Origin of the sequence: Helcococcus sueciensis DSM 17243 (genome assembly GCF_000423145.1) — a bacterium.
Taxonomy (GTDB): domain Bacteria; phylum Bacillota; class Clostridia; order Tissierellales; family Peptoniphilaceae; genus Helcococcus; species Helcococcus sueciensis.
Genome location: NZ_AUHK01000009.1, coordinates 21,043 through 33,022, shown reverse-complemented (window position 1 = coordinate 33,022; position 11,980 = coordinate 21,043). Strand labels below are relative to the sequence as shown.

The window sequence follows — 11,980 nt, the reverse complement described above, 5'->3', positions numbered from 1 at the left end:
TTGCTTCTACTACTATTACTTAAAGCTGCTTTTTAAGCGCTTCTACAAGTTATATTCTTCATTTAGATTTTAATTATTTCATAAAAAATAATTAATATATTTTTATAATTTTCTCCTTATTTTTATAATTATAACTTCCAAATATTATTTTTTCAATTTAGTCAAAAATATATCTTAGTCACTAATATAAACAAAAAAAGGTAAATCAATAATGATTTACCTTTTAAAATATTGAATTTCTATTCAATTTCGATATCCATAGCTTTTCTAAATTTTTTTAATACTTTTTTTTCAATTCTTGAAACTGTCATTTGACTTATTCCAAGTTTTTCTGCTATTGCTACTTGTGTTATTCTATCGAAATATCTATAAACGACTATCTGTCTTTCAATTTCCGTGAAATCTTTCATCGCTTCTTTTATAAAATCCATATTTTCAATATGAGTATAATTTTTATCTTCCTCACCTAAAATATCTGAAAAACTAAACTCTCTATCTTCTGATGAATTATCTAAGTTTTTATCAATTGATTGTGGTGAATATACTTGTGCAGCATCCATCACTTCAATGACCTCTTCTGATGAAACTTCTAAATATTGAGCAATTTCATCTATAGATGGATTTCTTTGTAGCCTTTGAGTTAATGTATTTTTAGCAATATTTATACGTTTAGAAATTTCTTGAATTCTTCTTGGAACTCGAATTACCCAACCTTTATCTCTGAAATATCTCTTAATTTCTCCAGTAATAGTGGGTGTTGCATACGATGAAAACTCAAAACCTCTATCAGTATTAAATCTATCTATTGCAAGGATTAGACCTAAAGAAGCAATTTGATACAAATCATCATATTCTATCCCACGATTTGAATATTTTTTAGCAAATATCTCAGCTATATATAAATTTTCTTCTATAAGATAATCTCTGACTTGCTTTATTTCTCTCTTAATTTTCTGTAATTCTTTTTTACTTTCTGGAGAGTCGTCTTTTTCAAGTATCTCTTCTTTATCTCTCAATAATTCAAGCTTTTTGAATTCTTCATAATATTTAATTTGGTTATTTTCTTTTTTTGCCATAATTAACCTTATATCTTATAATTCAACACTTACAATTACTCTTTCATCTTCAAATTTTATATCATCTGCAAGAGCCATAAGTATTTGTTTTTTCAATTCAAATTGAGCTTCGTTTAATCCTTCTATTTGAGTTCTACGCCTGTAAGTTACTATATCAAGTTTATTATCATCAATAATAAAATCAAATTTAATTTCATCCAAATCACTAAGTAAATATGTGAATAATTCTGAAACTATAACTTTTATATCTTCAATAGCTTCTATATCAAACCCCATAGAATTTGCTATAGAAGCAGATGATAATCTTAACATTTGTGTATATTTAGGATTACTAGGTATAGCAAATTTAATAATATCCATTATTCCTCCATACCTAAAATTTCATCAAGCTCTGTTATTTTAAATAATTTATAGATGTTTCTTTTTGCATTTTTAACTTTTAAATTTCTACCTTTTTCTAAAGCTATTTTATAAATAGTCATTACAACTCCAAGTCCTGTAGAATCAATATAATCTAAATCTTTTAAATCTAAAACAATATCTTTTGATCCATCTATCCTATTTAAAATATCTTCTTTAAAATCATCAACTACATTTATATCTAAATCTCCGCTTAATTGTGCTATTAAACTATTCTCTTCAGAATAATTCACATTAAAAGTCATATTAACTCCTATTCTATATCAGCAATGTATTTAGCACATGCTACTATTTTTTCATCATCTTTTTTTACTTTCTTTAAGATAACGCCTTGAGTATGTCTACCTAGTGTTGAAATATCCTTAACTAATAATCTTATTATATCACCTTTAGCTGATACTAAAATTATTTCATCGTCCATATTTACAAGCTTAGTAGCCACAATTTTACCTGTTTTTTTAGTGGTTTTATATGTTTTAACACCCTTACCACCTCTTCTTTGAACATTATAATGTTTTAATAATGTCTTTTTACCAAAACCATTTTCAGTTACATTAAATAGATATTCATTATCATCTAATATACTTAGATCAACAACAAAATCATCTTTATTCAATGTAATTGCTTTTACTCCAGCTGCATTTCTACCCATAGGTCTAACATCATCCATACTAAACATTATTGATTGACCATCAGATGTTACAACTACAGCTTCATTACCTTTTTCAACTACTCTTGCGGCTATTAATTCATCATCTTCATTCAATGTTAATGCAATTATTCCTGAAGTTCTAATATTTGCAAATTCCTCTATATTAGTTTTCTTAATCTTACCTTCTTTTGTTGCAAAAACTATGAATTGTTCACCATCATTTAGCACGATTGGAAGTACTTGAGTAACTTTTTCATCCGATTGTAATGGAAGTAAATTAATAATTGCTTGACCTTTAGATTGTCTCTTAGCATCTCTTATTTCGTACGCTTTCTTCATGTATACTCTACCTTTATTTGTAAAGAATAGAATATTATCATGAGTAGATGTTACAAATAAATCTTGTACGAAATCATCATCTTTTGTAGCCATTCCAACTACACCTTTACCACCTCTATTTTGAACTTTATAGGTATCAGCTGGAATTCTCTTTATATAACCTTGATTTGTAAGAGTAATTATTACTTCTTCTTCCTCAATTAAATCTTCATCTTCGATATCGTCGATAGCAGGTCTTATCTTAGTTCTTCTATCATCAGAATATTTTTCTTTAATTTCATTCAATTCATCTTTGATAATTCCCATTAAAAGTTTTTCATCAGCTAAGATTGCCTTTAAATTTTTAATAGTCTCTAAAAGTTGTTTATATTCTTCTTCAAGTTTTTCTACATTTAGACCATTAAGTCTCTTTAATTGCATATCAAGTATCGCTTGACCTTGTATGTCAGTTAATCCGAATCTCTTTGTAAATTCTTTCTTTATTTCTTCATCATCATAATTTGAACGAATAATTTTAACTATTTCGTCAATATTGTCATATGCTATTCTTAACCCTTCAACAATATGCGCTCTAGCCTCTGCTTTTTCTAAATCAAATCTAGTCCTTCTAGTTACTACTTCCTTTTGATGTTCAATATAATAATGAATTAATTCTCTTAGTGAAAGAATTTTTGGAATTCCATCTACTAATGCTAAATTGATAATACCAAATGTTGTAGTTAATTGAGTTTGCTTATATAAATTATTTAAAACTACATTAGGATTAGCATCTCTCTTTGTTTCAATAACTATACGCATACCATTTCTATTAGATTCATCTCTAATATCTGAAATTCCTTCAATTTTCTTATCTCTAACAAGTTCAGCAATCTTCATAATAAGTCTTGCTCTATTTACTTGATAAGGAATTTCTGAAACTATAATTCTATGTTTAGATTTATACTCTTCAATTGTTGCTTCAGCTCTAACTTTGACTTTTCCACGACCAGTCTTATAGGCTTCTATAATTTCTTTTTTGCCCATTATATTCGCACCCGTTGGGAAATCAGGACCTTTTATGTGCTTCATAAGTCCTTCAACAGTAATATCAGGATCATCAATATATGCAATACATCCATCTATAGTTTCACCTAAATTATGTGGTGCCATATTTGTGGCCATACCTACTGCAATCCCTGCAGATCCATTTACAAGTAAATTCGGAAATCTAGCAGGTAATACCTTAGGTTCTAATTCTTCTTCATCAAAGTTTGGTTGAAAATCTACTGTATCTTTATTTATATCTTTCAACATTTCCTGTGCAAGTCTTGTCATCCTTACTTCAGTATAACGTTGAGCAGCAGCTCCATCACCATCAATAGAACCGAAGTTACCTTGTCCGTCTACAAGCATATATCTTGTATTAAAGTCTTGTGCTAATCTTACAACTGCATCATAAATAGCAGTATCTCCATGAGGATGGAAACGACCCATTACTTCCCCTACAAGTCTTGCTGATTTTCTATGAGGTTTATTTGGAGCTAAACCTAATTGACTCATTCCGTATAATATTCTTCTGTGTACTGGTTTTAACCCATCTCTAACATCAGGAAGTGCTCTTGAAACAATAACTGACATTGAATAATCGAGATAGGCCTGTTTCATCTTTTGTTCTATATCTTGTAAAATGATATTTGATTTATCAAATTCTGTCATAAATTCTCCTATGCATCAATATTCTTAGCGTATTGGGCGTTTTCTTCTATAAATTCTCTTCTTGGTTCAACCTTATCTCCCATTAATGTACTAAAAGTTTCATCAAGTGTAAGAGAATCATTATCTATTTTAACTTGAACTAAAATTCTATGATCTGGATCCATTGTAGTTTCCCACAATTGTTCAGCATTCATTTCACCAAGCCCCTTATATCTTGAAAGTTTATAGTTTTCTCCTTCGATATTGTCTAAAACTACTTTCAATTCTTTCTCATCATATACGTATCTTTCTGATTTCCCTTGAGTTACCTTAAATAGTGGAGGTTGAGCTATAAAAACTCTACCACTTTCTATTAATGGTCTTAAATATCTAAATAAGAATGTAAGTAAAAGAGTATCTATATGAGATCCATCAACGTCCGCATCTGTCATGATAATTATTTTCCCATATCTTAAATTATCTATATTAAATTCACTTCCAATACCTGTACCAAAAGCAGTTATCAAAGCTTGAATTTCTTCAGAAGATAAAACTCTTCCTTCTCTAGCTTTTTCAACATTCATTATCTTACCTTTTATAGGTAAAATAGCTTGTGTTCTATTGTCCCTTCCAAGTTTTGCTGAACCTCCCGCAGAATCCCCTTCGACTATAAATATTTCATTTTCAGAAATATCAGTAGATTGACATTCTGCCAATTTACCTGGAAGTGTAGTATTAGTTAATATACTATTTTTTTGTCTAGATATATCTCTAGCTTTCTTTGACGCTTCTCTAGCTCTTCTTGAAGCTTCAGTTTTATCTATAATTATCTTTGCAATTTTTGGATTTTCTTCTAAAAAGATAGATAATTGTTCCATTAAAAATGAATCTACTACACCACGCATTTCTGAAGAGCCAAGCTTAGATTTTGTTTGTCCTTCAAATTGTGGGTTTTTAAGTTTTACAGCAACTATTGCTGTAATCCCTTCTCTTATATCTTCACCTGAAAAGTTTTCATCTTTTTCTTTCAATAAATTATACTCTCTAGCATAATTATTCAAAGCCTTAGTAAGTCCAGATCTAAACCCTGTTAGATGCGTCCCCCCTTCAGGTGTTAATACTGTATTTGCAAATGAGAAAATATTTTCTGAATAAGCATCTGTATATTGGATAGCTATATCAACTTCAGAACCATCTGACATTCCCTTAAAATGAATAATCTCATCATGAAGTGGTTTTTTCTTTCTATTTAAATATTCAACAAATGATGCAAGTCCACCTTCAGCATAAAATTCTTCTTTATGGTACTCTCCTCGATTATCTATAAATATCAATCTTAGGCCTTGATTTAAGAATGACATTTCTAAAAATCTTTTACTTAAAGTATTTCTATCAAATTCTATAGTTTCAAATATTTCATCATCTGGCCAAAATCTTATCTTTGTTCCAGTTTCATCAGTCTCTTCATTTTTCTTAAGTTTAGTTTCTGAATGACCTCTTGAAAATTCTTGAGTGTATCTATATCCATCTCTTTTAACTTCTGCAATCATCTTTTTAGAAAGAGCATTAACTACAGAAACACCAACACCATGTAATCCACCTGAGAATTGGTATGCTTCTGAATCAAATTTACCACCAGCATGTAATATAGTTAATACTGTTTCTAAAGTAGATTTTCCTGTTGATTCATGTTTTTTAACAGGAATACCTGAACCATTATCAGAAATTTCAATTGAACCATCTTCATATATTTCTATAGTAATTGTATCGGCTCTTCCAGCTAAAGCTTCGTCTACAGAGTTATCAACTACTTCATACACTAAATGATGAAGTCCTCTTTCATCTGTTGATCCAATATACATACCAGGTCTTACACGAACCGCTTCCAGTCCCTCTAAAACCCTAATATTGGATTCACTATATCCTTTATTTTTTGCCATTCTTATTCCTTTCGTTTATAACTTTTCCATCTATAATAGTAAATATTTCACCATCTAAATTATCTGTATTAATTTCTAGTAATGAATTTGTCGTAATAATATTTTGATAAGCTTTTGATCTTTCTACTAATAAAGTCGCTCTTTGATTATCTAATTCGGAAAACACATCATCCCAAAGTAATATAGGCTTAGTCTTAGTTATCTCTTCTATCAATTTTGCCTCTGCTAATTTCAAAGATAACATTATAGTTCTTTGCTGCCCTTGTGAACCATAAACTTTCGCATCATTATCATTAATCAAAAAAACTATATCATCTTTATGAGGACCATATATACTTTGCCCTCTAATTATCTCTTTTTCTCTATTTTTTTCTAAAATCTCTCTAAACTCTTTTTTTATTCTATCTATGTTTTCAAAATTAGTAGAAAAATTATTATCATATATAATTTGTAAGTTTTCATGACCAGAGGATAGTTCGTAGTGAAATTTACTTGCATATTTTTTTAGTATTTCCAAATATTTATATCTATAAATACCTATCAATGCAGAATATTCAATAAGCTTTTGATTATATGTATCAAGCATTTGATCAAAATATTTAGAATTTCTATTTTTTAATAATTCATTTTTTTGACTTCTAATTTTGTAAAAATTATTCAGATATTTTTTATAAACATTATCATTATTAGAAATGATATCATCTATAAATTTTCTTCTCAAAGCAGGATTTTCTTTTATTATTAAAATTTCTTCTGGAGCAAATATTACAACTCCAAATTGACTTTTCATTTCCATTAAATTTGTAATATTAACTTCATTTATTCTAATAATTTTTTTATCATTTCTTGAAATTTTTATCTCTACAGTTCTCTTTTTATCTTTATTTTTTATTTTCGCTTTTAGATACATCTGATTTTTATCGAAATTTATCAATTCATTTTCTTTGAGATTCTTAAAACTGTATCCTCTAGCACAAATATATATGGCTTCTAATAAATTAGTTTTGCCTTGAGCATTTTTCCCAACTAATATATTTGTTTTATCATGAAAATTAATATTTTCATCATCATAATTTCTATGATTTATCAGTCTAAGTTCCTCAATAATCATAATCTATCCTTCTATTTCAATTATTTGATCTAAAGTCTCAACTACATCTCCAGGTCTAATTTTTTTTCCTCTTTGTGTGATTATTTCACCATTTAATTTAACTTGTTCATCTAAAATCAAATCTTTAGCTTCTCCACCCGTTTGAACGATTGAGGCGTATTTTAATAAGCTGTCAAGTTTGATAAATTCTGTATCTATTTTAATTTTCATTTTTACCTCTATTTTGAAAGTCTCACAGGTAATACTATATATATATATTGATTTGAATCATTTACCGGGAAAACATTCATTGGTTCTAACTGTGAATTCAGATAAAGAACAACTTCATCATCTTCAATAGCTTTTAATCCATCAAGCATATATCTTGTATTAAATGCTATAACTAAATCATCACCTTCTTTTTCAACATAAATTTTTTCATCTAATTTTCCAAATTCTGAATTAGAATTGATAGAAATCATATCATCTTCAAAAGTTAATTTTGTAAGTGATGCATTATTTCCAGTTGTAAGTAGTAATGCTCTTTCTAAAGAATTTATAAAATCATTCCTATTTAATTTTACAGCGGTCTTATGTTGTTTTATGATTATCCTATTGTAATCTATATAATTTTTATCTATAAGTCTTGAATACATCTTTGTTGAACCATTTATAAACACTATATGTCCTGGTATCACAATTATATCTGTTGTAGTATCGTCAATTATTTTAATTAATTCATTAAAAGCTCTTTTCGGAACAATAGATGTAGACTCCACTCCCGAATTAATTTCAAAAGTTTTCATTGCCATTCTGTATCCATCTAAACCTACAAATCTTACATAGTCATTTTTAATTTCAAATAAAACACCCGTAAATGCAAGTCTAGTTTCATCATTCGATGTAGCAAAAATAGTCTCTTTAATGGCATCTTTTAAATCTTGATTTTCCATTGTCAATAAAGTTTTCTCTTGAATATCAGGATTTTGTGGATATTCATCTGCCTCTTGTCCAGTAATATCAAATACTGAATTTTGTGATTTTATATTTATATTCACTCCATCCACCGTAATAGTAATCATATCTTGTGGCATTTTTCTTACAAGATTACCTATCATATTTGAATTAATAACTATCGAACCTTCATCTATAACTTCACAATCTACTCTCGTTTCAATAGATAATTCTAAATCTGTTGAACTAAGTATCAATTGACCATCTTTTACAGTAAACATTATACCTTCTAAAAGCTGAATTGATGACTTATTAGAAATAGCTTTTTGAGCTATAGATATGTGTTTATCAAGTTCTGATTTTAATATCTTAAATTTCATATCTGCTCCTATATATATATTTTAAATTTAGTAATAATAGTAGTAAGGGCTGTTAATAAGTGTATAAGTTTAGTTTAAGTTAAAAAACATAGAAAAACTATGTGGATATACATGTGGATAAGTTTGATATAACAAAAAAAGTTATTTTATTTTATCAACACTAATCTCCATTTAATATAGCAAGTATATTTTCTATCTCTTTTTTAGTAGCTAAATCTGTTTTAATTAAATTATTAATTTTTTCAAATCCATATAGAACAGTTGCATGATCTCTCTCAAAAGAATTAGCAATCTTTACAAGAGATGATGAAGTATATTTTCTTGAAATGTACATAGCTATTTGTCTTGGATCAGATACAGATTTTTGTCTATTTTGTACAATTAAATCATTAGGTTCTAATCCATAATAATTTGCAACTACCTGTTTAATGGACTCTAAAGTAATTGGCTTTTTCTTTTTTTCTTCGATAGCAAGAGCTTTTTTTGCTATTTCTAGAAAATCTTCATCGTCTATTGGAAAAGCATTTCTTTGTTTTTCAAGATTATAAAAAGCCATAACTTTTAATATAGCTCCTTCTAAATTCCTTATATTAGAAGTTACATTTTCTGCTATAAATTCTATAACTGAATTAGGAACATCGTATCTATCCATCTTAACTTTATGATTTAATATAGCAACTCTAGTTTCAAAATCAGGTTTTTGGATATCAGCTATCATTCCACCACTAAACCTTGTAACTAATCTATCTTCTAAACCTTTTATCTCTTCTGGTTTTTTATCTGATGTAAAAATAATTTGTTTTTTAGCGGCCTGTAATGAGTTAAAAGTATGGAAAATTTCTTCTTGTGTACTTTCTTTTCCTGATATAAATTGAATATCATCTATCATTAAAACATCACAGTTTCGATATTTATCTCTAAAAATCTTTGAATTGGTAACAGAATTTTTGCTGTCAGTAATAGTTTGAATAAATTCATTCATAAAATTCTCGGAAGTAATGTAAATAACTTTTTTACTAGGATCATTTTCTATAATTTTATTCCCTATTGCTTGCATTAAATGAGTTTTACCAAGACCTGAACTTCCATAAATAAAATAAGGATTATAGATTGTACCTGGATTATCGGCTACATTTAATGCTATTGCCAGAGCTAAGTCATTAGATTTTCCTCTTACAAAGTTTGAAAATGTATGTTTTTTATTTAATGTATCTTTATAGAGGTAAGTTTTAGGCGTTGGTTTTTCTATGACGTCTTTAGTAACATCTATTGCACCATAATATCCCATTTCTAACTGGCCTGTATTCTCACTTGAATCATCATCCGATTCATTTTGTAATTCTATTAACAAATCATCAGTAGGGCTTAATATAACTACATTTACTAAAGGATTAAGAATATTTTTAAACTTCTCTTCAATAGTTTCCTTATATTTATCATTAACTATTTTACTGACAAATCCAACATTTGAATATAGATATATAGTATCCCCCTTTATTTTTAGAGGAATCAATGGCTTAATCCATGTATTATAATGAACTTCAATCATTTCTAGGAAAATTTGACTTTTAACAGTTTCCCACAGATGATTTAAATCTTGCATTTTTCCTCCCTTTTATTAACACATTTATCCACATAAAATTAGTATTAAAGTATAAGTAAATTCAACAAAAAAACTATTTATGTAAAATTTACTAACATATAATCCATAATTGTGGATAACTATATTTGTGGATAAAGAATCTAGTTAAAAACGATATTTTAACGACAAATAAAATATAAATATCCACAATTAACTAACAAATGTTAATAACTTTAATAAATATATTGTATAACTCTAATAATTACTAGAATATTATATCAATAAATTGTAAAAAATACAAAAAAAACAGAGTTATCCACAAATAGAAATATATCCACATTGAATATTTAAGTGCGGATGATATAAAAGTGGGATAACTTGACAACTAAACTTAAAAAATCTATAATTGAAGATAGCATTTTATAATGAATTGTTATGCGAATTTTTAAAAAATATATTAGGAGGAAACATGAAAAGAACATTTCAACCAAACAAAAGAAGAAGATCAAAGAAGCATGGCTTTAGAAATAGAATGACTACACCAGGTGGTAGAAGAGTATTAAAATCAAGAAGACAAAAAGGTAGAAAGAGATTATCAGCATAGTCTATTTGGTGAATTAATGGAAGCACAAAACAGGATAAAAAAGAATCAAGAATTTAATAGATTATATAAAAGGTCAAAGAGATACTATAATAAAAATTTTAGGATTTTAGTGTCAAATAATGGCAGAGACTATCCACGTTTTGGCTTTACAGTTACACGTAAATACGGAAAAGCAAATAAAAGAAATAAAATAAGACGAAGACTTAAAGAAATCATTAGATTGAATATGGATATATTCGAAAATAAAGATTATATTATAGCGCCCAATTTTCAGACAATAGATATGGACTATAAAGATTTAGAAAAGTCTTTAAAGCATGTAATAGCTATAAGTAAAAGGCATATAGATGAATAAGTTAATGATTAAATTTATTAAATTTTACAGAAAGAATATTTCTCTATTATTTGGCCGTAATAAATGTAGATTCACCCCTACATGTTCTCAATACTCGATAGAAGCTTATGAAAAGTATAATTTTTTTAAAGCAACATATTTGAGTGTATTGAGGATTTTGAGATGCAACCCTTTTAGTAAGGGTGGGTATGACCCACTAAAATAGGAGGAGAAGTGAACTTTTTAGATAATTTATTGGGTAATTTATTTAAGATAATCTACAATACTATCGATTCTCTAGGAATTGGATCAGCTGCATTATCTAATTATGCAATGACATTAATTGTTATGGGATTAATATATAAATTAATTACAATTCCATTCACAATAAAAAATGCAAAAAATGCTGAAAGACAAAAACAATTAAAGCCAGAGCTTGATAAATTACAACAAAAATATGGATATGACAAGCAAATCTATCAACAAAAGATGATGGAGTTCCAAAAAGAACATAAAATGATGCAAAATACCGGTGCTGGTTGTTTAACATTTATAATACAAATGGTAATTATTTTTGCTCTATATAATGTTATTAGAAATCCACAAAATTACTTAGAAGGATATGAAAATATTTCAAGATCTTTCTTATGGGTTCCAGACTTAGCTCTAGCGGATCCTACAGGTTTTGCATTACCATTAATTAACTCATTATCTCAATTAGGATTCCAATATCTAAATAGAAGTACTATGCAAACAGCAGGAGACGCTGGAAATAGCATGATGACTATGATGTATATTATGCCAATAATGTTCTTCTTTATATTTAGAAATTTACCTGCAGGTTTAGTGTTATACTGGGCTACAGGTAATGTAATTGAAATAATTATTAGACTTGGCGCAAAGTTATTTAGATTAGGTAAGAATAGAGGTTAATG

At 27.8% G+C, this 11,980-nt stretch carries 13 protein-coding genes; 4 read left to right on the top strand and 9 right to left on the bottom strand.

All coding sequences use genetic code 11. The features are described from left to right. Positions 1–239: 239 nt before the first annotated feature. The 9 genes from G534_RS0103720 to dnaA all read right to left on the bottom strand — a co-directional run bounded on the left by G534_RS0103720 (position 240) and on the right by dnaA (position 10,128). On the bottom strand, positions 240–998 hold the full coding sequence (locus tag G534_RS0103720) for a SigB/SigF/SigG family RNA polymerase sigma factor (RefSeq protein WP_027347928.1): 759 nt from the start codon (positions 996–998) through the stop codon (positions 240–242). Between the two features lie 93 nt (positions 999–1,091). Further along, complete coding sequence (locus G534_RS08395) at positions 1,092–1,436, bottom strand: ATP-binding protein (RefSeq protein WP_051177411.1); 345 nt, start codon at positions 1,434–1,436, stop codon at positions 1,092–1,094. Next, positions 1,436–1,741 (bottom strand): STAS domain-containing protein, encoded by a 306-nt coding sequence (locus tag G534_RS0103710; protein ID WP_027347927.1) that lies wholly within the window; start codon positions 1,739–1,741, stop codon positions 1,436–1,438. Before G534_RS0103710 ends, G534_RS08395 begins: the two co-directional genes overlap by 1 nt. Positions 1,742–1,749: 8 nt before the next feature. Then, complete coding sequence (gene gyrA / locus G534_RS0103705; RefSeq protein ID WP_027347926.1) at positions 1,750–4,182, bottom strand: DNA gyrase subunit A; 2,433 nt, start codon at positions 4,180–4,182, stop codon at positions 1,750–1,752. 8 nt (positions 4,183–4,190) lie between these two features. After that, the gene (gene gyrB / locus G534_RS0103700; protein ID WP_027347925.1) at positions 4,191–6,101 is read right to left on the bottom strand and encodes a DNA topoisomerase (ATP-hydrolyzing) subunit B; all 1,911 of its coding nucleotides are present in this window, start codon (positions 6,099–6,101) and stop codon (positions 4,191–4,193) included. Further along, on the bottom strand, positions 6,088–7,212 hold the full coding sequence (gene recF, locus G534_RS0103695) for a DNA replication/repair protein RecF (protein WP_027347924.1): 1,125 nt from the start codon (positions 7,210–7,212) through the stop codon (positions 6,088–6,090). The genes gyrB and recF overlap by 14 nt, the downstream gene beginning before the upstream one ends. A 3-nt stretch (positions 7,213–7,215) precedes the next feature. Further along, the gene (locus tag G534_RS0103690) at positions 7,216–7,422 is read right to left on the bottom strand and encodes an RNA-binding S4 domain-containing protein (protein WP_034595950.1); all 207 of its coding nucleotides are present in this window, start codon (positions 7,420–7,422) and stop codon (positions 7,216–7,218) included. 8 nt (positions 7,423–7,430) lie between these two features. Then, complete coding sequence (gene dnaN, locus G534_RS0103685) at positions 7,431–8,525, bottom strand: DNA polymerase III subunit beta (RefSeq protein WP_027347922.1); 1,095 nt, start codon at positions 8,523–8,525, stop codon at positions 7,431–7,433. Positions 8,526–8,685: 160 nt separating this feature from the next. After that, positions 8,686–10,128, bottom strand: a complete 1,443-nt coding sequence (gene dnaA / locus G534_RS0103680; protein WP_027347921.1) for a chromosomal replication initiator protein DnaA — start codon at positions 10,126–10,128, stop codon at positions 8,686–8,688. A gap of 448 nt (positions 10,129–10,576) precedes the next feature. On the opposite strand from dnaA, the gene rpmH reads away from it, so the two are divergent. Genes rpmH through G534_RS07840 form a run of 4 tightly spaced genes read left to right on the top strand, consistent with a single transcriptional unit; the run spans position 10,577 to position 11,978 of the window. Beyond that, entirely contained in the window at positions 10,577–10,711 is a 135-nt protein-coding gene (gene rpmH / locus G534_RS0103675) for a 50S ribosomal protein L34 (protein WP_027347920.1), read from the top strand. Between the two features lie 16 nt (positions 10,712–10,727). Then, a complete protein-coding gene (rnpA, locus tag G534_RS0103670; protein ID WP_027347919.1) occupies positions 10,728–11,066 on the top strand; it encodes a ribonuclease P protein component in 339 nt (112 codons plus the stop codon). Beyond that, on the top strand, positions 11,059–11,271 hold the full coding sequence (yidD, locus tag G534_RS08515; protein ID WP_084510051.1) for a membrane protein insertion efficiency factor YidD: 213 nt from the start codon (positions 11,059–11,061) through the stop codon (positions 11,269–11,271). Before rnpA ends, yidD begins: the two co-directional genes overlap by 8 nt. Positions 11,272–11,279: 8 nt before the next feature. Then, positions 11,280–11,978 (top strand): YidC/Oxa1 family membrane protein insertase, encoded by a 699-nt coding sequence (locus tag G534_RS07840; RefSeq protein WP_051177410.1) that lies wholly within the window; start codon positions 11,280–11,282, stop codon positions 11,976–11,978. The last annotated feature ends 2 nt before the right edge of the window (positions 11,979–11,980 follow it).

Bases quoted from the DNA above. Each gene is read 5' to 3' on its own strand.
- gyrB (WP_027347925.1), bottom strand. From the start codon at position 6,101: ATGGCAAAAAATAAAGGATATAGTGAATCCAATATTAGGGTTTTAGAG.
- rpmH (WP_027347920.1), top strand. From the start codon at position 10,577: ATGAAAAGAACATTTCAACCAAACAAAAGAAGAAGATCAAAGAAGCAT.
- G534_RS08395 (WP_051177411.1), bottom strand. From the start codon at position 1,436: ATGGATATTATTAAATTTGCTATACCTAGTAATCCTAAATATACACAA.
- dnaA (WP_027347921.1), bottom strand. From the start codon at position 10,128: ATGCAAGATTTAAATCATCTGTGGGAAACTGTTAAAAGTCAAATTTTC.
- rnpA (WP_027347919.1), top strand. From the start codon at position 10,728: ATGGAAGCACAAAACAGGATAAAAAAGAATCAAGAATTTAATAGATTA.
- yidD (WP_084510051.1), top strand. From the start codon at position 11,059: ATGAATAAGTTAATGATTAAATTTATTAAATTTTACAGAAAGAATATT.
- G534_RS0103710 (WP_027347927.1), bottom strand. From the start codon at position 1,741: ATGACTTTTAATGTGAATTATTCTGAAGAGAATAGTTTAATAGCACAA.
- dnaN (WP_027347922.1), bottom strand. From the start codon at position 8,525: ATGAAATTTAAGATATTAAAATCAGAACTTGATAAACACATATCTATA.
- gyrA (WP_027347926.1), bottom strand. From the start codon at position 4,182: ATGACAGAATTTGATAAATCAAATATCATTTTACAAGATATAGAACAA.
- recF (WP_027347924.1), bottom strand. From the start codon at position 7,212: ATGATTATTGAGGAACTTAGACTGATAAATCATAGAAATTATGATGAT.
- G534_RS0103690 (WP_034595950.1), bottom strand. From the start codon at position 7,422: ATGAAAATTAAAATAGATACAGAATTTATCAAACTTGACAGCTTATTA.